The following is a 20,979-nucleotide window of genomic DNA, read 5'->3' as shown; positions in this document are numbered from 1 at the left end:
TACTTCTGATTGAACCTGTCATGAACGTTTCAGCGGTGACGCGAAACCGCGGGACGGGCACCCTTCCGCGCGGCAAGAATCGACCGGGGACTCACTTTCAGTCGACGAGCAACGCATAGCGAAGGGTCTTATTCTCATGAAGACAACCAAGAAAAACGGGCTTGCCGCGGCAGCGGTTCTAGGGGCGGTGCTGATGGCCGGATCCGCAATGGTGCCGGCGGTGGCCGACGATGCTTCCCGCGGCCAGGACGCCCAGGACCAGCAGGGATCCGATGGGAACAAAGGCCAAGACGGCCAGGGCGAAACCTCAAAGCATGTCCTGCTGCTTTCGGTGGACGGCCTCCACCAGAAGGACCTGGATTTGTACGTGAAGAACCACCCGACGTCGGCCCTTGCGTCGCTCGTCAATCACGGCACCAGCTATACGCACGCCGAGACCCCGGTGCCCTCGGACTCCTTTCCCGGCATGGTCGGCCAGCTCACTGGCGGCAATCCCGGAACCACCGGCGTCTACTATGACGACACTTTCAACAGGACGCTGCTGCCTGCGGGCACAACTGACTGCAAGAACACCGCGCCCGGCGCCGAAGTGGCATTCACCGAGGCCGCAGACAAGAACCAGAACGCCCTCGACGCCGGCCAGGGCCTGCCTGGACTTCCGGCCGGCATCCTGAACATGACGGGACAGCCCGGCGCACTCCTTGACCCGGCAGCCCTCCCGGTTGACCCGGCGAGCTGCAAGCCGGTCTACCCGCACCAGTATTTGAAGGTCAACACCGTTTTCGAAGTGGCAAAAACCGCTGGCCTGACCACGGCTTGGTCGGACAAGCACCCGGCCTACGAAATCCTGAACGGCCCCTCCGGCAAGGGCGTGGACGACCTGTTCACCCCCGAAATCAACAGTATTGCCCCCGCTCCCTTTATCGGCGACTGGACCAAGGACAACGCCGCGACCCAGCAGTACGACGGCTACAAGGTCCAGGCAGTGCTCAACGAAATCGGCGGCAAGGACCATTCGGGCACCAAGGCGGCCGCCGTACCGGCCATCTTCGGGATGAACTTCCAGTCCGTCTCAACGGCACAGAAGCTCCCGACGTCGGACGGCCTCACCGGGGGTTACGTCCAGGGCGGCGTCGTTCCAGGCCCGCTCCTGAGCAAGGCGCTTGACTTCGTCAACGCTTCGGTGGGCAAGCTCGAATCCGCGCTGGCCGCTTCGGGCCACGCAAAGGACACCGCCGTGATCCTCTCAGCCAAGCACGGACAGTCGCCGATGGACCCGGCAGCCCTGACAAGGGTGCCTGACGGGGCAATCATCGACGGCCTAAACGCAGCATGGAAGTCGGCGCACCCCGGCTCCGCCGATCTGGTGGCGTTCTCCACCGACGACGACATCATGCAGCTATGGCTTTCGGACCACTCGCAGGCAGCAGCGCAGTTCGCCAAGGACTACCTGGCAGCGCACTCGGCCGCTGGCAATGACATCCACGGCGCCGCCAAGACGGTGACCGGATCAGGGCTGAACAGGATCTACGCGGGCAGCGAGGTAGCTGGCTACTTCGGCACCCAAACCAGCGATTCCCGTTACCCGGACATCCTGGGCATCGCCCAGACCGGCGTGGTCTACACCGGCGGCAAGTCCAAGATCGCCGAACACGGCGGAGCCAGCGCGGATGACCGCGACGTGCCGCTGGTGGTCTCAGGTGCCAATGACGAACACGCCCGGACAGTGACCAGCGCCGTGGAGACGACGCAGATTGCGCCGACCATCCTGAAGACGCTTGGACTGGATCCGAACAAGCTGCAGGCCGTTCAGATCGAAGGGACCAAGGTCCTCCCCCAGCGCTAATCCGGCGCAAAACAAATATTGGAGGGGTCCGGCCGCTGAATCCGCATTGGGCGCCACGCGAGGTCTGCTTACAATCAAACGTCAGCAACTACTGAGGGAACCATGAAGAAAATCACCACAACCCTGCTCGCGGCCGGGCTCCTCCTCTCCGCTTCAGCCTGCTCCGCACCGCAGCAGCTGAGCACCGCGGACACGTGCAGCCGGGTCAAGACCGTCATCTCGAACCCCACGAACAGCACCGACAAGACCGGAATGATCCGGTTCGCCAACCAGATCCGCCCCATTGTGGCCGTTTCCTCGGATGAGCTGAAGCCCACGCTGAAGGCAATCGTGGACTATCTGGACGAGTCCGCAAAAGACAACCCGGATTCCGCGAAGCTCGACAAGCTGAAGGCCGACTACCAAAACGCCGGGACCAACTACGGCAAGTACTGCGGCGGCTAAGGCCAGTTTGCGCTCCGTACCCGGGGGCTGGCCGCGGACGCCCAGCCCCCGGGACTCCATGACCTGCAGTCCGGCACACGTCAGAGCGCGGTGTGTTTCCCGAACGGGTGATGGCCTGTGGCCGGCTGTCCGTGACTGCCTAGCCATTCGGACAGGGCCTCGCGCAAGATCTCGCTGGGCGTAAGGCTGAGCGTGTGGGAAGCCGACTCCAAGGCACGGTCCAGTTCCTCAGGGATCTGGAAGTCCAGGGGCGAGGGACGGCTGCCTTCCCGAGCATTGGAAGGCATGTCATCCCCACGCAAAAGCTTGCCGGCGGCCGGCTTCATGTCGTTTTCGGTCCACGCCGAAAGGCGCTCGAAATGAGTCACATCCCGTGTCATGATTTTTTCCCTCCCAACAATCAAGCATCCTCCGTTGTTGGGTTGGCGTCACCATCTACGAGTAATTACTCGGTAACTATCGCTTCAATCGCCCTACAGGCCCAGTAGTCAACGGCGCCGCGCCCGACTCGTGGCGCGCTTAGCCGGACCAGCGGGGGTCCACCGGGCCCGCCCAAGACCTTTTTGAGTCGCGGAACGGGCCCGGCGCTCACACTTAAGGGTGAGACCGTGACGGACATCGCTCAGCGCAAGGCTGGTGCCGTCAGAGTGATCTTAGGGCCTGAGCCGATTCCGGTCTAGAGACGGATGCAGCGTCATGCCCACAATTCTCTCCCGGATCGCCGCACCCGCAAGGCCTACCACGGGCCCCAGCGCAAGTCTTTCCCCGCAAGAGGGGCGGTGGGAGGATGCCTATAGGTGCCACAGCGACGAGAAGGGCGGAAGCGACATGTCGACCCAGGAATTCGTGGAAACCGAACGCAAGTATGACGCGGACATCGAGACGCCCCTTCCCGCTTTCGGGGATATTACCGGCGTCGAACAGGTCGCTGACCCCGCCGATCATCAACTTGAGGCCGTTTACTTCGACACGGAAGGCCTCATCCTCGCCCGGCATCGCATCACCTTGCGGCGCCGTACCGGCGGCGCAGATTCCGGCTGGCATTTGAAGCTGCCGGCTGACAAGGATAGCCGCGTGGAGATCCATGCGCCGCTTGGACAGCCTGAGACCGTTCCCGAGGAACTGGCCGAGAAGCTCCTGGTATTCACGCGCGGCCATGAGCTTAGGCCGGTGGCGCGGATCCATACCCGCCGCACCTTGCTCCGGCTGCACGGAAGCGAGGAAAAGACCTTGGCCGAGTTCGTGGATGACTACGTGACTGCCGAGACCTTGCACCCGGCGCAACTGGAGAGGCAATGGCGGGAGTGGGAAATCGAACTTGTCGACGGCGACGAAGCCCTCCTGGAGAGCGCCGAGCACGTCGTGTCGCAGGCCGGCGCCACCCGTTCAGGACATCCTTCCAAACTGGCCCGTGCGTTCGGGACTGCTTGGCCTCCCGCGGTGCCTGCACCGCCAAAGGCCCGCCCGAAGGGTTCCGCAGGGGACGCAGTGGTTGCCTACATCGCCGCGCAGATCGCTGAAATCACTGCGCAGGATCCCGGAGTCCGGCAAGGCGCCGACGACGCCGTTCACCAAATGCGCTCGTCCTGCCGCCGGCTCCGCTCCGTGTTGTCCGCTTACGGCAGGTTGTTCGAAGCCGACGCGACGGCTCAGCCCAAGACGGAACTGAAATGGCTGAGCACGGTCCTGGGCAAGGCCCGCGATGCCGAAGTGCTGCGGGACCGGATCGGGGAACTGCTGAATGACCAACCCGATGTCCTCTTGTCCAGTCCGGCTGCCATCAAGATCACGGACGAGCTTGAGGCCGCTTTCAACTCGGGATATCGCGAAACACTCCGCTCACTTGGAACGGAGCGCTACTTCCGGCTCCTGGAGGAGCTGGAGAAGTTCCGCGACGAGCCTCCAACAAGACCACGTGCTGGAAAGAAGGCCCGTCGTGTCACGGCCAAGCTGGCCGGCAAGGCGATCAAGCGGCTGCGCCGGTCCCAGAAGGCAGCGGCCCGGCAGACCGGCGTCGAACACGACACCGCGTTGCACCAGGTCCGCAAAGACGCCAAACGGCTGCGCCACGCAGCCGAAGCGCTACAGGACGTGCACCGGAAACCCGCCGTGAAGCTGGCCCGCGACGCCCAGGAGCTCCAGAAAATCCTCGGAGAGCACCAGGACAGTGTTGTGGCCCGCTCGGTGCTGCTTCGCCTTGCAGGTGACGCCAATGGACCGCTGGAGGAAAATTCGGCCCTTGGCCGCTTGCTCGCTGCCGAAGAGCAGCGAGCAACAGACGCCGAGGCCCGCTATGAAAAGGTCGCCAAGAAGAATCGCTTGAATCCCCTGTGACGAGCGGGACCGAGCGGCAGAGACTCAGAGCGGCGGCGGCTTAGCCTTCGCACTCTACGCAGTAGGCGTGGCCGTTCTTCTCAAGGGCAATCTGGGAGCGGTGACGGACAAGGAAACACGAGTAGCATGTGAACTCGTCTTCCTTCTGCGGGATCACCGCAATGACCAGTTCTTCGGCAACGAATTCGCCGCCGGGCACCTCGTTGCCTTCGAAAGCATCGGCCTCGTCCAGCTCCCGTACTACGCTGCGGGCGTCCGGGGCGTTGGCAGACTGCAGGGCCTGAAGGGACGTGCTTTGGGATTCCGCGACGTCGGAGCGGAGTTCGTCGTAATCGGTTGCCACTAGGGGTTTTTCTCTTCTCTTGTGTATTGACTTGCGAATGTGCAACATACACCATGCGGCTGCTATTCCCCACAATGGGACGAAATCAGTACGTGCGCATCGCTGCCACTTTAGCCGGTCAGGCCTCGCGCCCGGCGCTGCGAGGGACATCCCGTCCGACGTCACGGTGCAGGTCCCTGTCCAGCCCGTGGCCATTTGCGAGCTGCGCGAGCAGTTCGCCAAGTTGCGCGATCTGCTCGCCGGTCAGCGGGGCCAGGACCTCCACTTCATGTTGTTCCGCAATCCCGCGCAGTTCACGCAGTACCCGGTTGCCTGCTTCCGTGAGGTGGAGTTCATAGTTCCGCCGGTCCGTGCTGCTGCGCACTCTCTCCACAAGCCCTCGCTCCTCGAGGGAATCAATGAGTGAAACCACGCGGCTAGGGACGGCACCCAGCCTGTCCGCGAGGGAACGCTGGCTCAACCCCGGCGAGCGCCCGAGCAGGCGTATGACGCCGGCGTCGCTCGGCGTGAGGCCGATCTCCCGCGTGCGGTCAGCAAAGCGGGACGACGCCACGGCGCCAAGCTGCGACAAGAGAAATGCCGTCCGTTTCGGCTGGCTGGGTGTGGCTGAATCCATGAACTCAGAATACATGCTTGACAGAACAATTCTATAGGTGAACTATTTCAGTAGTGATGTAATTACGAAAGGTTCAGCCATGAGCAGTCAGTCGATTCCCGCGGAAGGCCGTCCAGCCCGGTCGGGCGGTCCGCATCCGGGCGTTCTTGCCCTGGTCAGCTTGGGCATATTCCTCGCCAGCCTCATCACGTCCGCAATCCTCACAAGCGGCCAAACGTTCGTTTCGCCATTCGCGGCTGAAGGGCAGGTTGCCGCATTCTTCCAACAAAACGTTGCGGCGACGCGCGTCGGCGGCATGCTGCAGTTCGGCTCAGCGGTGCCGTTGGGGATCTACGCGGCCACGGTCTACGCCCGGCAGCTTCGGCTCGGCGTGCGCGTTCCCGGACCGGCCATAAGTTTCTTCGGCGGCGTCAGCGCAGCCACCTTCCTCATGCTCTCGGGTTCTGTGACCTGGCTGCTGAGCCGGCCCGAAATCACCACGGATGCCACGCTCACCCGTGCACTCGCTTTTCTTGCGTTCATCACCGGAGGGGTGGGCTTCGTCGTCGGGATCGGACTGCTGGTGGCGGGTATCGCCGTCCCTGCCCTGATCTTGCGCTTCATGCCCCGCTGGCTGGCCTGGACCGGCCTGGTCATCGCTGCCCTGTCCGAGTTGAGCTTCCTTTCGATGGCGATCGAACCCCTGCAGTTCCTGCTGCCGATCGGGCGGTTCGGTGGCCTCCTGTGGCTTGTAGCTGCCGGTTTCCTGCTGCCGCACACCCGGGCGGCCGCGAACCAAGAACCCCGCACACACGCGCCTCAACCCAACCGGGCTAGGCCATGACGACGGCGGATCCCATCCTGCCTTGCTGGCCCAGATCCGGGACCGTCGGCCGGCTCGATTCCGCGGTCAACAATGCCGCAGGCGGAGGGCGGGTCCCGGCACCCCTGGCCGAGTGGGCCAGCGAGGGGTTCCACAGCGGGGCCGGCTGGCGGGAACGCCCGCGTTCAACACCGGGCGGAACCGCTGAGTCCCGGCCTTATCAGGATCCGTGCCAGACTTTTCGCCACCAACGGCGCCTGGCGCCGGATTCCTGGTTCGCAGTATCCTGCTCCGCCGCGGCGGCAGCCTCAGCGGCCGCTGCCCGGCGTTCGCGCCAGCGTTCCAACTCGACGTCGACGTCGCGCGGCTTCGTGATCACCGGCGGGCCGCCCTGAAGCTGGCGCCGCGCGTCAATGACGCGGGCGTTGAAGTCCTCCACCAGCTCGCGCACTTGCTTCTCCGAGTACAGGGCATCGAGCTTCGCATCCAACCCGGCGTCCTCGGTGCGGAGCAGAATCGCCTTCGGGCCAAGGCCGCTGAGATGCTCGCGCTGGATGAGGCCTTTGACCCACCAATCGGGATCGTAGCGCTCCCCCAACCCAGGGATCGGCTTGCCTGAGTACTTCAGGTTGTCGAACTTCCCTTGCGCCATGGCGTCGCGGATCAGGTATTCCACCCGCGCGGCATCGTCCACCTTCTTGCGCTTCCGCCGCTCTTCTTCCTCGGCGGCGAGAAGTTCGGCCTCTTCCTGGGCCGTCATTCCAGTAGCGCGCACGGTACGCAGTTCCATGGCTCGCTCCAGCCGGCGCTTGAACGCACTGTTTTCGCCGTTCACGGTTCCCCACCGCCCTCACTCGCGGAACACTGGATCTGAGTCCAAGTATTCCGCAAACGGGAGACTGGCGGGATGGCGCTTGGAAAAGGCCGCCTCTGGCCACGCCCAGTGCACGTCATTACGCTGGCTGGTAACGGCTACGTCAGGAAGAGGGGCACCATGGACGAACAGGGCATTCTCCACCGCATCCAATCGCTCGTCGAGGAAGAACGGGAGCTCCGCGAAAAGGCAGAGGCGGCGCCGCCTGGTCCCGCACATGCTCCTGACCGCGCAAGGCTGGAGCGCATTGAGCAGGACTTGGATCAGTGCTGGGACCTCTTAAGGCAACGGCGGGCCAAGAGACAGTACGGGGAGAACCCGAACGAGGCCAAACCACGGCCCCCCAAACAGGTGGAGGGCTACACCGGCTGAAGCCGTAAGGAACGCAGGACGACGACGGCGGCAGCTCCCGCCGTCGTCGTCCTGCTTTAAGACGCGCCCTGTACGTCGTTAGCGGTCGGCCCAGCCATCCGTGGGATGCCATTTCCCGCTCGTCCTCTCGCCGGAAAGGACGGGGTTAAGGCAGGCGCTGACAAGGGCAAGGGCAGTTGCGATGTCACGGAATTTCCGGGCAGCTTTTTCCCTGCGGGCTATCGCCGCGTAGCCGGCCATCCAGTTAGGGCCCGGCTGCTCCAGCTTCGCGGGCAGCTCCATCCTTCTTCGTTCGCGTTCCAGTTCGAGTGCCGATCGGAGATGTGTGGCGTCGAGGCTTCTGGTGGTGACGATGAGGGCAAGATCGATGAGGTCGCGGTACCTGGTGGAGGCAGCCGCTTGCCGCCCGTGGAGTTCATACATCGCGCACACTTTGTCGGCCCGATCGCCGTCACGCCGTGGGTCCTTGTTTGAGGTCCGGAAGCGCAATGAGCCTGGGGAGGGCTTCGGGGATGTCCGCCTGCTCCAGCAGAAGGACAAGCGCTTCTTCACCGTCCCCCACTGGGGCGCCGTAACGGTGTGCGTAGGGCGCCAGCGCGTGGGCAAGCCGTGCGCCGTCGGTGTTTCCACGGATGATCGCGCTCCTGAGGATGCCGGCAAGGTGGCCTCCGTCCACGTGCTCGGCCGCGAGATCGGCCACGACCCTGTGGGGTGAGGCGACGGGCAGCCCGTCGAGGAGGATCCAGTCGTCCTTGTCCAGGTTTCGGCGGTGGATCCTCACGTCCGGGTCGCGGGGCTGTTTCCTGGCCGGTACCGTGAACTCGAGCTCGTCGGCTGCGGTGTCCCCGAGGCCCTGGATATCGGCGGCTGAACGGTGGGAGACGATGGCGGGTGCAGGACCGCGGCGTCGTTCTGCGGCAGTGCGTGCCGGGTCGAGGGCAAGCCACGCCGCCCGCAGCCTGTCCTGGGGTGTGGGCGGCGCGCCGGCGACACGATAAACGCCGTGCTGCAGGCGCTCCAGACGGCCCTGGTTGGCCATCCGCGCCATGTCCTGCGCGCTGAACCCCAGGCTGCGGGCCTGTGCCGTCGTGATCATCCCCCACTGCTCCGAGGCAAGATCCGCAACATCAGTCGAAGCAACCACGGTAGACTCCTTCCAACTACTGCAATAATACACTTCAGAGTTACTTTTGCAGTATGTGATCGCCGCGGCACTCGCTGGCAATTGAGACGCGCCCTACAGCGCCGACCACCCGCCGTCGGAGGCGAGGATGGCGCCGTTGACGTTTGTTCCGTCGTCGCTGAGCAGGAAGGAGATGGACGCTGCCAACTGCGCAGCCGTCGCGGGTGTGGGAACAGTGGCCTGCATCAGCGGACCGAGGCGTTCTGCAGCCAACTGGGATCCCCACGTTGCCTCGATGTTGGTGATGGTGGCTCCGGGGGCAACCGCATTGAAGCGGAGCCCCTTCGGCCCGTACATCACCGCCGAGTTCTTTGTCAGGCCTACACGGCGTGCTTCGACGCCGTGTAGGTGGCGCCGGCAGCGGAACCTCGCAGCCCGGCCTCGGAGGCGACATTGACCACGGAGCCCGTGCCGGCGTCGAGCATCAGCGGCACCACAGCGCGGGTCAGGCGCATGAGGGCGGTGACGTTGATCCGGAACACGCGCTCCCACATGGCGTCATCCACCTCGTGGATCGGGGCGAAGTTGTCCATGATGCCGGCGATGTTGGCCAGGGCGTCCACGCGACCCCCAGCGGCAACCACGACCGCGGCAACGGTCTCCTCGGTGGAGATGTCGCCCGCCACGGGCACCAGGTCCAGGCCCGCATTCTCCTCCACCAACGCGTCCAGCCTCTCCTTGCTGATGTCGGCGGCAATGACCCGGCCACCTTCTTTCGCGACGCGCAGCGCCGTGGCCTTGCCGATGCCCGAGCCCGCGCCCGTCACGATGACGGTCTTGGCGGCAAAGCGGCCGTTGATTGTGGCTTCCTGCCATGAAGCTTCGTTGCCCATAGTGTCCTCCCGAACGTGTTGGTGGCGTGATACCCACCTTATGACACTCTGTGTCATTATGTAAGAGTGGATACTGGTGAGATGCCCTCAGACGATGCGAAGCCCGCCGTCGGGCGCTCCACCGGGCGCCCTGTGACGATTGACCCGGACGCCGTGGCCGCCGTCGCGCTCCGGCTTTTTGCCGAGCACGGCTACGAACAGACGTCGATGGAGGACATCGCGCGTGCGGCCGGAATCGGACGGAAGAGCCTGTACCGCTATTTCCCCGGCAAAGCTGACCTAGTCTGGGGCGGCACGGAGCCGGTGGTCGAAGCTTCGGGTCGGGTGCTGGAGGGGACTCGCGTAGCGAACGGGCACGACGGCGACGCTGACGACGGCGGCATCCTGGCGGGACTGCGGGCGGCCGCCATTGCCGGGGTCTCCGCCATCCCGGATCTTTCCGTCACGCGCGGGCGCCTGCGCCTGATTGCCGAGCATCCCGAGCTGGCAAGCCGAAGTTTTGACGCCTTGGCTCCCCAGCGGGAGCGGGCGCGGCTTTACCTCGTTGCCCTGGGCGTCAGCGAAAGTGCAGCTCGGTACCTCTGCGCCGCCTATCTGGGCGCGACATTCGAGGCATGGATGCAGTGGGCCGCGGGGACCGACGAGGATCCGGTGCCGTACTTGGTGGAGGCCGTGCGAGTGCTGCGGGTTCCCGCGGCCGGCGTCCGCGGATAACCTATGCCTGGGAGGGCAAATGACAGTTCGAAGCGCAGGAATTCTCCTGTACCGTCGGACCTCCACAGCGGAATTGGAAGTGTGGATAGCCCATATGGGCGGTCCATTCTGGGCCCATAAGGATGCACGCGCCTGGTCCATTCCAAAGGGAGAATACCTCGAAGACGAGGACCCGCTGGTGGCCGCCAAACGTGAGTTCGCGGAGGAAATGGGCACTCCCCCACCCGCCGTCGACTACTTCCTGCTGGGCACTTTCCGGCAGCCGTCGGGCAAGCTCATCACAGCCTTCGCAGCGGAATCGGACTTTGCTCCCGAAAAAATTGAGAGCAACACCTTTGACTTGGAATGGCCGCGTGGATCCGGCGTGGTCCGGAGCTACCCGGAGATCGACGACGCGGTCTGGGCCACGGAAACCGTTGCCCGCATCAAATTGGTAGGCGGCCAAGTGCCGATCCTCGACGCGCTGATCCGGCACCTCGGACCCCGCTAGGCCTGGACGATCGACCCGATTGGCCGCGGAGAAAGTATGGGATCCGCATGACGGTGGAGGACCTTCCACTCCCCGTCTTCCCATCGGAAAATCGTCGTCACCCGAAGGGGTATCGGAGACACTTCATCAGACCCGCCAACTTTGGCCCGGGCCCGTTCAATTTCGACAATGTACGCGAGCTCCGTCCCGGTGTAACCGGAGATTCGCTCGAAACTGATGGGCTCGCCCTCCCTCAGCTGGGAAGACGCCCGATCCATGGTCGCCTCGACCGCACTCGAGCCCCGCGCAGGCGGCCCGAGCGGATTAGCGAGCGTGACGTCGTCGCGCTTTGAGAACAGCTTCTTCTGCTGCTCCGGGTCTCCAGTGATGAAGGCATCAAGCGCTCGATGGTATTTCTCCACCAGCAGACCGAGATCGGATTCCGGCATTGGTTCCTCCCGCATCGCTAATGCGCTGGCGCGGCGTGCCAGGCTTGTATTCGGCCATAGTGGCACCGTTCACGAATGGTGTCTACGCATATCGAATCAGGCTCCCAGACCGGTCAGGAATGGAGAAGCGCCGCTCACGGCCCACGCCTAGAATGGCGGTCATGGACAACACAAGTCCACGCCAGCTTCGTCCCCTAACGACTTCAGGAGTGATCATGAGCGACTCTTCCACCGAGGGAATCAAGACCGTGCTGCATCCCGTTTCCGACCTCGGCGCGGCGAAAGCCGTCTACACCGCCTTGCTTGGCGTGCAGCCGCAGGCCGACGGGCCGTATTACGTCGGCTTCGACGCGGCTGGCCAGCACATCGGGCTCGTTCCGGGAGGCGGCCCGCAGGCCATGACCTCACCCGTCGCGTACTGGCACGTTTCGGACATCGAGGCGAAGCTCGCGGAGGTCACCGCCGCGGGCGCCACCCTGAAAGAAGCAGCCCACGACGTCGGCGGCGGCCGCTTGGTAGCTACCGTCATCGATCCGGACGGCAACGTCCTCGGGCTGCTTCAGGACCCGCAATAACCAACCGCACACGGGCTTAGGCCCGTGTGTACGGCCCCCAGGACGTACTACATAAGGCTGCTTAGATAGAGCCAGACGACGCCAACAGAGGCTGCGACGGCGGCCCCGCGTACCAGATGGAGACATGATGAGCACGGCCACGAGCACGGACACGCAGTCGCCTGAGCAGCACACCGCCGACACCCACGATCTGATCCGGGTGCAGGGCGCGCGGGAGAACAACCTCAAGGACATCAGCATCGAGCTGCCGAAGCGGCGGTTGACGGTGTTCACGGGCGTCTCCGGATCGGGCAAGAGCTCCCTCGTGTTCGCCACGATCGCCGCAGAGTCGCAGCGCATGATCAACGAGACGTACAGCACCTTCGTCCAGGGGTTCATGCCAACCATGGCGCGGCCGGATGTGGACCTGCTCGAAGGACTCACCACGGCGATCATCGTCGACCAGGAGCGCATGGGAGCGAACGCCCGTTCCACGGTGGGAACCGCCACCGATGCGAACGCGATGCTGCGAATGCTCTTCAGCCGGGTTGGCCAGCCCCACATTGGCTCTCCGCAGGCATTCTCGTTCAACGTCGCCTCGATCTCGGGCGCTGGAGCGGTCACCATCGAGCGCGGTGGCAGCACCACGAAGGAGCGCCGGAGTTTCAGCATCACAGGCGGTATGTGCCCACGCTGTGAAGGACGCGGCTCGGTCACCGACTTCGACTTGACCGCCCTGTACGACAGCAGCAAGTCGCTCGCCGAGGGTGCGCTCACCATTCCCGGCTACAGCATGGACGGCTGGTTCGGCCGCATCTTCAGCGGCTCCGGCTTCTTCGACATGGACAAGCCGATCAGCAAGTACACCAAAAAGGAACTCCACGACCTGCTCCACAAGGAACCCACGAAGATCAAGGTGGAGGGGATCAACCTGACCTACGAGGGCCTGATTCCTAAGATCCAGAAGTCCATGCTCTCCAAGGACCCGGAGGGGATGCAGCCGCACATCCGCGCTTTCGTGGAGCGCGCGATCACCTTCACCGTCTGTCCCGAGTGCGATGGCACCCGGCTCACCGAGGCGGCCCGCTCGTCAAAGATCAAGGGAATCAGCATTGCCGACGCGTGTTCGATGCAGATCAGCGACCTCGCCGAATGGGTGAGGGGCATCGACGAACCGTCGGTGGCGCCACTGCTCAAGGGGCTACGGCACCTCCTCGACTCGTTCGCAGAGATCGGCCTCGGCTACCTCTCGCTCGATCGGCCGGCAGGCACGCTGTCCGGCGGTGAAGCGCAGCGGACCAAGATGATCCGGCACCTGGGCTCCTCGCTCACCGACGTCACCTACGTCTTCGACGAGCCCACCATCGGTCTGCACCCGCACGACATCGAACGCATGAACAAGCTGCTGCTGCAGCTGCGGGACAAAGGCAATACGGTGCTGGTCGTCGAGCACAAACCGGAAGCGATCGCGATAGCCGACCACGTTGTCGACCTCGGCCCTGGCGCGGGCACCGCCGGTGGCGAAGTGGTCTTTGAGGGCACGCTCGAAGGGTTGCGGTCCAGCGGCACCCTGACCGGCCGTCACCTTGAAGATCGCGCTGCCCTCAAGAAGACCGCGCGGAAACCCGCAGGCGCCCTGGAGATCCGCGGCGCGACCGAGAACAATCTTCGCGACGTCGACGTCGACATTCCGCTTGGAGTCCTGGTGGTGGTCACCGGCGTCGCTGGCTCCGGCAAGAGCTCCTTGATCCACGGCTCGTTGTCCAAGCGGGACGGCATCGTGTCGATCGATCAGGCTGCGATCAAGGGCTCGCGGCGGAGCAACCCCGCAACGTACACCGGGCTGCTCGAGCCCATCCGTAAGGCGTTCGCGAAGGCTAACGGCGTGAAGCCGGCGCTGTTCAGCGCGAACTCCGAGGGAGCGTGTCCCACCTGCAACGGCGCGGGCGTCATCTACACCGACCTCGGATTCATGGACACCGTCTCCACCCCTTGCGAGGAATGCGAAGGCAAGAGGTTCCAGGCTTCGGTGCTCGAGTACCGCCTGGGGAGCCGAAACATCGCGGAGGTGCTGGAGATGCCGGTGAAAGAGGCCGAAGAGTTCTTCTCGGCGGGCGATGCCCGGATCCCGGCAGCACACGCGATCCTCCAGCGGCTCACCGACGTCGGACTCGGCTACCTCAGCCTCGGCCAGCCGCTCACCACCCTTTCCGGCGGCGAGCGGCAGCGGATCAAGCTGGCCACCCACATGGGCGAGAAAGGCGGCGTCTACATCCTCGACGAACCGACCAGCGGCCTGCACCTCGCCGACGTCGAACAGCTGCTCGGCCTGCTCGACCGGCTCGTCGAGTCTGGCAAGTCGGTGATCGTCATTGAGCACCACCAGGCGGTCATGGCGCATGCCGACTGGATCATCGACCTCGGCCCGGGCGCAGGGCACGACGGCGGAAAGATCGTTTTCGAGGGCACTCCCGCCGATCTCGTCGCCGCGCGTTCAACCCTCACGGGCGAGCACTTGGCGGCGTACGTCGGCGGGTGACCTAGCGGAATGCAAAACTTCCCGCTATTGCTTCGACCGGGGCGGTACTCAAACTTAGGCATAATGACCACGCATTGTGTGATCGTCGGACACTCAATGGCAGGCGCGGGGATGAGCCCACGATCGTCTCCGGCTCCTGCGGCCTGCCCAAGTGCTCCCCGCAGGCGCGGGGATGAGCCCGCGGTGCCGGGGTCGGACTGCAGGTTGTTGTCAGTTGCGTGCCGGAGGTTGAAGGTCATCATGTTGGACCGGCCCCGGACCGGGGGTTATCGAAGCGTTTCCAGTCTCTCCGGTCAACCACCGGGTCGTTCGGGCGCTCTTTCGGGTTCAGCGGGCCGCGTCCCGGTTTGCACACGGAGACCCGGTACATGGTGACGGGCCCCTCGATGATGGAGAGGCCCGTCAGAGCGCACTGTCGGCGGTTCATCCGTCGTAGGCGTCTTCCAGCAGCGCCTTGGCGGCGGCCGCTGTTTCCTGGAACCGGCCTTCGCGGATCGCCTTGATGGGGGAGTCGTATCCTAGGCGGGGGTTGATGGAAAGGGCCCACGCCTGGGCGACCTTCTTCCCCTGCGCACTTTCGATTTCATGCAGGATGTCGTGGGCGAACCGGAGGCGCTGCTGGGCCGGGTGGCGCTGTGCTGCTTGATCCCGGCGCCGAGACGGTCCGGGACCCAGTCACGGACGGTGCTTTTGGCTTTGAGGGCCCCGTGACGGAACCGATGCGTTCACCATCCAGGTAGACATCAGCGGTCACCAGGGAAGTAGATCCCTCACCGGTTTTGCGGTCCGGGCCGTGTTCGGCAACATAAGAGCGCTCACCCGAGGGAGGCAACTTTGAAGGGAAACTATCTACTGCTGATGGCGGACCGGATAGCCAAGCTCTTCCGCGGCTTCAAGAACGGCCTGGGGCGATCGGGGAATAAAAGTCCAGGGCATGTTCTCCTCTGCGAGGAAGTTCACCTTCGCGGGCGTCAAGACGTTCGAACGGCCCAGGTACACCTCACGGACGGCGGAACGCTCGACCCGCCACGGCCCAGCAAAGCGCGCGAGCCAACGAAATCTCATCCGGAATTCAATATGTGAATCATCCAGTATCAGCAGAACCCAGGGGCCCAGGACCCTATTCATTTTCCCGGGTCTTTCCAGGCCGCCCTCGAATACATAAGTCATCCGGGTACCTTAAGTGGATTGAAATTTTGCCATGTCTGTGTCTTAGTATTGCTCTCCCCCGCATGAATTTCAGCTAGGGGTGAATCACCGACACCGAAATTCACGTCGAGTCCGAGTACCACGCCGCCTGGAGCATCACTACATTTGCCGCCGAAGATCCCGACCCCCGCGTCAACGACGTCCCTTGTGGTGATCCCACCGTATCCGAAAGCGCCACCCAACTGGTCAACTGTTCGGGCTGTGCTGTATTGCGCAGATAGATCGGCTCCGACAGCTGGAGTCTGCATCCCCAAACCTACCGTTTCGGTTGATCCGATCGTTATGTTCCCGTTTCGATCGTCAATTGCAATCACGATGCATACTTGGCCAAACCGCCAAGCATAAATCCCGCCAACGCAAGGCCGCACAACCCCTCTGTGATCAGACGTGTGCCCGGTTCAGCGGATTGTTGTCGACGTATGCATAGGTGGTCTTGGTAAGTGAGGCAAGCGGGTCGGCGCTGATAAATTGTTCAGTTAGACGATCGTAATAGCGTGCGCGTAAGCAGTAGAGGCCTGTGTCGCTGTCTTGGATCTGGCTGTTCCACCGAAGCAAGGTGTCTGCTGTGCCGGTCTTCTGGGTGAAGTTGCCGTACGCGTCGTAAGTATAGGTCGCAGCCATCGCACCGGTTTGGTTTGTGAGGAGTCTGGTCGAGCCGTATTGGTCGTGCTGGTAGTAAAGTGCAGCCCCGGTGGCGTCGATGTGTTCGACGTGGTTGCCGGCGTCGTCGTAGAGGTAGCTGGTCGTCTCATCGGTGGGCAGCTGGGATCTGAGCGTCCCCTTCGAGATGCTGAATAAGGTTTCGAACTTGCCCGTGACCGGGTTCAGCTCCTGGACCGACATGTCCACGCTGGCCACGCCGCCGTACATCTGATGGGAGATCGCCGCTTTCGCGTAGCCCAGACCGGTGTGAGCCTTCTTGACCGGGCTGCGACCCGGGATGATCGACGTCCACGAGCTCGGCCGCAGAGGCTCGGGCGCGGTCGCCGCGGCATCCCCCATAGCACCCACGCTTCGGGGGCGTCTGCGGGGCAGTGCACGGTCAGGATCGTCCATGCCTCGTTGATGCTCCACTCACGGGTGGACCCGAACCCGACGTAGAGGCTGAATCCATCGTTGGGGGTCATTCCGGCCCACACTTTGAGGTACGCCGAGGACGGCAGGCGCGGCGGACAAACGATCGAATCGATACGCAGGGCGGCGAGCTCTTCGGGGGTCGTGATGATGCGGAACGGTTCCATGGACCCTATGTGTGGGGCACGGCAGAGAAAGCTTCCCGCCGGCCTGGAGTGAACCTCGGGCACGTGAGTCATGCGCCCAAGCCGGGAAGGGTTTCTGACCGGCTATGCAGACCGACGGCTTCGCCTTAGGGTTGGCGCTAACCATCCAGTAGCCAGGGGTCTCATTGAACATGTATCGCCGGACCCGGTGGATCTCATCGATAAGAGCCACCCCGCTCCAGCTCTTCTTTCTGGTTGCCGCCGTCTTTCTCGCGGCGGCTGCCCCGTCACTGTTTCAGTTCATGGTCTCTGGTGTGGTGCTCGCTCTGGTCGGTGTTGCCATGGCCATCACCACGCTCAGGAAGGAACCTGCCCCGCCCGAAGTGTTTCTCGACGAAGAACATTTCGACGGCGGCGGGACCGTACGCGCCAAAGACGGTGCCATTTGGGGCGGCCTTTCGGTCCATCCGGCCTACAGGATGCTTGTGCTCAGCCCCACCCCGGAAGTCCTCAATTTCAGCGTCGCGTACGGCTTGGGGAGGTTCTTTGGGCCCTGGACCCTTCAACGGGCCGAAGTCGCCAGGATCGAGCGCGTCCGGACCTGGCTCACGGCTCACGACGTCATCAGGATCATCCCGATCACCGGTCACCCTTGGTATTTTCTGTCGCATGAGCCGGGCACTGTGCTGGCCTGTCTGGAAGACCTTGGCTACCCGGTGTCCACCGACGTCGTCAGGTGGCCCTGATGCTCTCATCTGTCTAGAGCCGGGCTGACCTATTCGAGCCGCCAGTGACGCTGCAAGGGAGCGAGGACCCATCCAGGCGGCTCAGAACTTGGAGAATCAATGTGGGGTCTTCACGCGGGCTGGTCTCGCTAGTACGCTGTGGCGCATTCGGGGGACAAAAAATACATATGCCGCCTGTGACGATTTAAGCGATCTTCGATCCGGACGAGCCCAACAGCCTCAGCCCTTTTGACCATGTTGGGGGTGGGCGCCGGATTCGACAGCGGAGCCGCGAGGCGCCGTACCGATGAACAGACTCATGCACCTTAAGGAAGTCGCTATGAATGGGAATGCAGGCACTGGAGTCCCGACCGGTCAGTTGGATTTGAAGCAATTCGTTATCGTGTTGGATGACGGCCAGCTATCTGAGGCCGATAACACTGAGGCTGATGTAGACGCGATTTTCGATGTCCACATACCGGCTTTCAGCAAGGTCCGTGGCGGCGGCCCTGTGCCGGTTGTGTTCTGGTCACACGGCGGCCTGGTGACCAAGGAGAATGCGTTGACGACTGCGATGCGAGACGCAAAGTGGTGGCTAAGCAACGGCATCTATCCCGTTTACTTTGCCTGGGACTCAGGCCTCGTTCAAACGATCGTGGATCTTGCTATTGAAGGAGCAGTGTCAACGGCAGTGGCCGCCAGGCAGCCCGACCGTTTGGCGGAGTTCCGTTTCACCGACATTTCCGACAATCTGATAGAGATCGCAGTCCGGGCGGCTGGAGGGCCTGGCGTGTGGCAGGCAATGAAGGACACCGCCATGAAGGCGTCCGCCGCCAATGGTGGTGCGGGCCGCGTAGCGGCTAAGCTCCAAGGATTCACGGAGGAAAATCCAGGAACGACTTTGCACGCCGTGGGACATAGTGCCGGAGCCATCTTCCACTCCTTCTTCATTCCTGCCGTATTGCAGCCCGGGACAGTGACCTTTGAGACCCTCGCCCTGCTTGCCCCTGCCATCCGAACAGACGCCTTCAAAAGCACGCTCGAACCAACCATCGGTAACGGTATCCAATCCGTGGCCATGTTCACGATGAATGAAGGCTATGAGCGGGACGACAACGTCCTGGGAAAGTATCGCAAGTCGTTGCTTTACCTCATTAGGGGTGCACTCGAGCCTCAGCCGGGTGCCAATCTTTTGGGCCTGCAAGAGTGTGTGCTCAACGACACCGATCTCACCACCCTGTTCGAGGGCGCACCTGCGGCCACGCACGCCGAGGTCACGTGGTCCGTCAGCACCAGCGGGCCGCCGCGTTCCCGCAGCGCTTCGACGTCGCACTCCGGGTTCGTCACGGATGCCGCAACGATGGACAGCGTCGCTCGCCGTATTCTGGACACCGATAACATCATTTCGTACGGAGCGGCACCGCATCCAGGAATCTTGGCCGCGGCGGCGCCGGTAATGGTTCGCTGAGCCGACAGATAAACCGCAGCTCAGTGCCGCTGATGCTGTCATTGCCGGCCACTAGGTCCGCCAACCCTTTCGATTCGGTGATGTAGCCGAATGATCCCCCGCTCATGGCTTGATCACCCGACCCGTCTTCGGGTATATCCGGGGGATGCGGACGGCGTGCACGGCAGGGCGGGGACGCAGCGCCAATCCAAGGCGTTCCCGGGCAGCGTCGGCGGTGATGTCGTCTTTGTCCTCGATCATCATCCACAGGGTCTGGCTATCCAGTGAGGGGTTGTTCGCGGCGGTCCGCCGGGCCATGCAATCGTCCTGGTCGGTGGCGAGTTCCCTGAGGGTCTCCATGGACGCGGAAGGGTTGGCGGCGACGTACTCGCGGCACCAGCCGGCATCCGAGTCGCCGTCGCCCCGGTTGCCGGGGAGATTGATCAGCTCGTGGAGGCGCTCGGGCGAAGTTTCGGGGTTCTGTGCTTCATCGCGTGGGGATGTCATGGACACCATGTGTGCGGAAGACGACGGGGCTCACCGCGCTGGCCGCCTACTCCGGAGCCACCGTCATTGTCAGCGTCGTCGTCCTGGAGGTGATCCGGTTCGGGTCGACTCTTTCCGGTTCGCATGCCTCGGCGGCGTCCGCGACGGCGGCGAACTCATCTGCTGCCGCGATGACGTCCGGGCTCGAGCTGAACGGCAACGACCCGAGATAGGCCGGGGCGTAACGGTGACCGAAGCTGCGGTTGATCGCGGACCTGCAGGGCTTCAACACCGTCCGGGACGGCCTTGGCAACAGGACACCGGAAACCCTGAACGTGCTGGGCCACTCCTACGGCACGACCGTGCTGCCGTCGCGGAACATGGCCCAGAGGACATTGAGACGGCGCCGGGCAAGAGACAGCATTGCCTGGATATGGGTCTTGGCCTCAACACGTTTCCATACGACGCAGTGATGGTGGGCTTTGCCGGCATCGATGCCGGCCCACAGGTGTACCAAGAACAGCCTCCAGTCTGTTGGATGGGCAGTGCCCAGCAGATAGCCGCGCCGTCGTGTCCTTATCCGGCGATCATGTCGCGTCTCTCAATCAGGGGTCGGGTCATCGTGGGGTGAAGGGCGGCCAATCCTTCGAAGACGTCACGAGAACGTCCGGTACCTAAAACTGGATTCGGCGCAAGCCGAGTTCGCGCATGCGCCTGCGATACTCGCTGACCCGATCTCTAACTGCCATGACCCTAAGCAACCAGCACCGCGGCAGCGCTGTCCATGTGCTTGAGGATGGTCTTGCGGGCCAGCGATGCATCCCCGGTTTCGATCGCGGCCACGATGTCGTGGTGGCGCTCCACGCTCATGTTCTTGACGCCCTTCTCCAGCCCGGCGAACATGATGGACATCCGGATGGATCCCTCCAGCGATTCCCAGGAATGGAGCAGGGTCTCGTTGCCGGTGAGGCGGCACATGGTGCGGTGGAACTCAAGATCGGACTCGATCCGTTCCTCGAGGCTTCCCTTGGTTGCGGCGGCCATAGCGTCGATAGCGGCGCGCAGCGACGTGATCACCTGTTGACGGTCCGGCAGTTCGCAGAGTGTCCGCGCGGCGAGGGATTCCAGGGCTGCGCGCACTGAGTAGATATCGCGGATTTCCTTGGCATCGAGGTGGCGGACGGAGAGCCGGCCACGGGGCCCTGCAGACAGCAAGCCCTCTTGCTCAAGTTGCCGCAGGGCCTCCCGGAGCGTCCCTCGGCTGATCTGGAGCATGTCCGACAACTCGGTTTCCACCAAATGCCGGCCTGGTTCCAGCTCGCCGCTGGTGATAGCGGTGCGCAGCGCGGAGAGCGCCTGCTCACGGAGGCTCTTCTTTTCCAGTCCCAGAAGGGGTGCTGTTGCTCCGGCCATCATGTCCGTCCTCAATGTCAGTGGTCGACTGTTTACAGTCGGTGTGTTAACTGTTGATCTTACGGCAGGAGCGCGGAACCGGCTCCTGCCCGCTCCGCGCTCCTGCC

At 63.5% G+C, this 20,979-nt stretch carries 24 protein-coding genes and 1 pseudogene; 12 read left to right on the top strand and 13 right to left on the bottom strand.

The window, feature by feature from the left end; all coding sequences use genetic code 11:
* Positions 1-136: 136 nt before the first annotated feature.
* Together AC3ANQ_RS03150 and AC3ANQ_RS03145 are read left to right on the top strand one after the other, a co-directional pair.
* Positions 137-1,846 (top strand): alkaline phosphatase family protein, encoded by a 1,710-nt coding sequence (locus tag AC3ANQ_RS03150; RefSeq protein ID WP_488303770.1) that lies wholly within the window; start codon positions 137-139, stop codon positions 1,844-1,846.
* Between the two features lie 102 nt (positions 1,847-1,948).
* Positions 1,949-2,290, top strand: a complete 342-nt coding sequence (locus AC3ANQ_RS03145; protein WP_488303769.1) for a hypothetical protein — start codon at positions 1,949-1,951, stop codon at positions 2,288-2,290.
* An 80-nt stretch (positions 2,291-2,370) separates the two neighbouring features.
* Here the strand turns inward: AC3ANQ_RS03145 and AC3ANQ_RS03140 are convergent, their stop codons facing one another.
* Positions 2,371-2,670 carry a ribbon-helix-helix domain-containing protein gene (locus AC3ANQ_RS03140; RefSeq protein WP_488303768.1) on the bottom strand — a complete coding sequence of 100 codons (300 nt, stop codon included), beginning with the start codon at positions 2,668-2,670 and terminating at the stop codon, positions 2,371-2,373.
* Positions 2,671-3,118: 448 nt separating this feature from the next.
* On the opposite strand from AC3ANQ_RS03140, the gene AC3ANQ_RS03135 reads away from it, so the two are divergent.
* A complete protein-coding gene (locus AC3ANQ_RS03135) occupies positions 3,119-4,624 on the top strand; it encodes a CYTH and CHAD domain-containing protein (protein ID WP_488303767.1) in 1,506 nt (501 codons plus the stop codon).
* A gap of 40 nt (positions 4,625-4,664) precedes the next feature.
* On the opposite strand, the gene AC3ANQ_RS03130 is transcribed toward AC3ANQ_RS03135, so the two are convergent.
* Positions 4,665-4,967 (bottom strand): DUF4193 domain-containing protein, encoded by a 303-nt coding sequence (locus AC3ANQ_RS03130; RefSeq protein WP_265978842.1) that lies wholly within the window; start codon positions 4,965-4,967, stop codon positions 4,665-4,667.
* Positions 4,968-5,085: 118 nt separating this feature from the next.
* Positions 5,086-5,583 (bottom strand): MarR family winged helix-turn-helix transcriptional regulator, encoded by a 498-nt coding sequence (locus AC3ANQ_RS03125; RefSeq protein ID WP_488303766.1) that lies wholly within the window; start codon positions 5,581-5,583, stop codon positions 5,086-5,088.
* A gap of 79 nt (positions 5,584-5,662) precedes the next feature.
* Between AC3ANQ_RS03125 and AC3ANQ_RS03120 the strand changes: the two genes are divergently transcribed.
* A complete protein-coding gene (locus AC3ANQ_RS03120) occupies positions 5,663-6,406 on the top strand; it encodes a hypothetical protein (protein WP_488303765.1) in 744 nt (247 codons plus the stop codon).
* Between the two features lie 199 nt (positions 6,407-6,605).
* Here AC3ANQ_RS03120 and AC3ANQ_RS03115 read toward each other — a convergent pair whose 3' ends face one another.
* A complete protein-coding gene (locus tag AC3ANQ_RS03115) occupies positions 6,606-7,175 on the bottom strand; it encodes a DnaJ family domain-containing protein (RefSeq protein WP_488303764.1) in 570 nt (189 codons plus the stop codon).
* A gap of 204 nt (positions 7,176-7,379) precedes the next feature.
* Between AC3ANQ_RS03115 and AC3ANQ_RS03110 the strand changes: the two genes are divergently transcribed.
* Entirely contained in the window at positions 7,380-7,631 is a 252-nt protein-coding gene (locus tag AC3ANQ_RS03110; RefSeq protein WP_234753344.1) for a DUF2630 family protein, read from the top strand.
* 78 nt (positions 7,632-7,709) lie between these two features.
* On the opposite strand, the gene AC3ANQ_RS03105 is transcribed toward AC3ANQ_RS03110, so the two are convergent.
* From AC3ANQ_RS03105 to AC3ANQ_RS03095, 3 genes and pseudogenes are all read right to left on the bottom strand, one after another.
* A complete protein-coding gene (locus AC3ANQ_RS03105; protein ID WP_488303763.1) occupies positions 7,710-8,063 on the bottom strand; it encodes a nucleotidyl transferase AbiEii/AbiGii toxin family protein in 354 nt (117 codons plus the stop codon).
* A gap of 19 nt (positions 8,064-8,082) precedes the next feature.
* Positions 8,083-8,775, bottom strand: coding sequence for a type IV toxin-antitoxin system AbiEi family antitoxin domain-containing protein (locus AC3ANQ_RS03100; RefSeq protein WP_488303762.1), 693 nt, complete (start codon positions 8,773-8,775; stop codon positions 8,083-8,085).
* 93 nt (positions 8,776-8,868) lie between these two features.
* Positions 8,869-9,647, bottom strand: a pseudogene (locus tag AC3ANQ_RS03095) (SDR family NAD(P)-dependent oxidoreductase).
* A gap of 81 nt (positions 9,648-9,728) precedes the next feature.
* On the opposite strand from AC3ANQ_RS03095, the gene AC3ANQ_RS03090 reads away from it, so the two are divergent.
* Together AC3ANQ_RS03090 and AC3ANQ_RS03085 are read left to right on the top strand one after the other, a co-directional pair.
* A complete protein-coding gene (locus AC3ANQ_RS03090) occupies positions 9,729-10,361 on the top strand; it encodes a TetR family transcriptional regulator (RefSeq protein WP_488303761.1) in 633 nt (210 codons plus the stop codon).
* A gap of 19 nt (positions 10,362-10,380) precedes the next feature.
* A complete protein-coding gene (locus tag AC3ANQ_RS03085; RefSeq protein WP_488303760.1) occupies positions 10,381-10,851 on the top strand; it encodes an NUDIX hydrolase in 471 nt (156 codons plus the stop codon).
* Here AC3ANQ_RS03085 and AC3ANQ_RS03080 read toward each other — a convergent pair.
* Positions 10,848-11,279: a YybH family protein gene (locus AC3ANQ_RS03080; RefSeq protein ID WP_488303759.1), complete on the bottom strand. Its 432-nt coding sequence runs from the start codon at positions 11,277-11,279 to the stop codon at positions 10,848-10,850. The genes AC3ANQ_RS03085 and AC3ANQ_RS03080 overlap by 4 nt on opposite strands.
* A gap of 215 nt (positions 11,280-11,494) precedes the next feature.
* Between AC3ANQ_RS03080 and AC3ANQ_RS03075 the strand changes: the two genes are divergently transcribed.
* Together AC3ANQ_RS03075 and AC3ANQ_RS03070 are read left to right on the top strand one after the other, a co-directional pair.
* The gene (locus tag AC3ANQ_RS03075) at positions 11,495-11,854 is read left to right on the top strand and encodes a VOC family protein (RefSeq protein ID WP_488303758.1); all 360 of its coding nucleotides are present in this window, start codon (positions 11,495-11,497) and stop codon (positions 11,852-11,854) included.
* Positions 11,855-11,981: 127 nt separating this feature from the next.
* Entirely contained in the window at positions 11,982-14,372 is a 2,391-nt protein-coding gene (locus tag AC3ANQ_RS03070) for an ATP-binding cassette domain-containing protein (protein ID WP_488305246.1), read from the top strand.
* 849 nt (positions 14,373-15,221) lie between these two features.
* Here the strand turns inward: AC3ANQ_RS03070 and AC3ANQ_RS03065 are convergent.
* Positions 15,222-15,542, bottom strand: coding sequence for a hypothetical protein (locus AC3ANQ_RS03065; protein ID WP_488303757.1), 321 nt, complete (start codon positions 15,540-15,542; stop codon positions 15,222-15,224).
* A gap of 420 nt (positions 15,543-15,962) precedes the next feature.
* Positions 15,963-16,637: an RHS repeat-associated core domain-containing protein gene (locus tag AC3ANQ_RS03060; protein WP_488303756.1), complete on the bottom strand. Its 675-nt coding sequence runs from the start codon at positions 16,635-16,637 to the stop codon at positions 15,963-15,965.
* Positions 16,638-16,986: 349 nt separating this feature from the next.
* Between AC3ANQ_RS03060 and AC3ANQ_RS03055 the strand changes: the two genes are divergently transcribed.
* Both AC3ANQ_RS03055 and AC3ANQ_RS03050 read left to right on the top strand, forming a co-directional pair.
* Complete coding sequence (locus AC3ANQ_RS03055; protein ID WP_488303755.1) at positions 16,987-17,547, top strand: hypothetical protein; 561 nt, start codon at positions 16,987-16,989, stop codon at positions 17,545-17,547.
* A gap of 319 nt (positions 17,548-17,866) precedes the next feature.
* Positions 17,867-18,994 (top strand): hypothetical protein, encoded by a 1,128-nt coding sequence (locus AC3ANQ_RS03050; protein WP_488303754.1) that lies wholly within the window; start codon positions 17,867-17,869, stop codon positions 18,992-18,994.
* A 102-nt stretch (positions 18,995-19,096) separates the two neighbouring features.
* On the opposite strand, the gene AC3ANQ_RS03045 is transcribed toward AC3ANQ_RS03050, so the two are convergent.
* Positions 19,097-19,480, bottom strand: a complete 384-nt coding sequence (locus AC3ANQ_RS03045; RefSeq protein ID WP_488303753.1) for a hypothetical protein — start codon at positions 19,478-19,480, stop codon at positions 19,097-19,099.
* Between the two features lie 11 nt (positions 19,481-19,491).
* Here AC3ANQ_RS03045 and AC3ANQ_RS03040 point away from each other — a divergent pair, with 11 nt between their 5' ends.
* Positions 19,492-19,692 (top strand): hypothetical protein, encoded by a 201-nt coding sequence (locus tag AC3ANQ_RS03040; protein WP_488303752.1) that lies wholly within the window; start codon positions 19,492-19,494, stop codon positions 19,690-19,692.
* Positions 19,693-19,808: 116 nt separating this feature from the next.
* On the opposite strand, the gene AC3ANQ_RS03035 is transcribed toward AC3ANQ_RS03040, so the two are convergent.
* The gene (locus AC3ANQ_RS03035; RefSeq protein ID WP_488305411.1) at positions 19,809-19,976 is read right to left on the bottom strand and encodes a hypothetical protein; all 168 of its coding nucleotides are present in this window, start codon (positions 19,974-19,976) and stop codon (positions 19,809-19,811) included.
* Between the two features lie 236 nt (positions 19,977-20,212).
* On the bottom strand, positions 20,213-20,872 hold the full coding sequence (locus tag AC3ANQ_RS03030) for a GntR family transcriptional regulator (protein WP_488305245.1): 660 nt from the start codon (positions 20,870-20,872) through the stop codon (positions 20,213-20,215).
* Positions 20,873-20,979 lie beyond the last annotated feature (107 nt).

The organism is Arthrobacter sp. DMZ02-1R, assembly GCF_057747935.1.
This window is presented reverse-complemented; position numbering and strand designations above follow the sequence as displayed.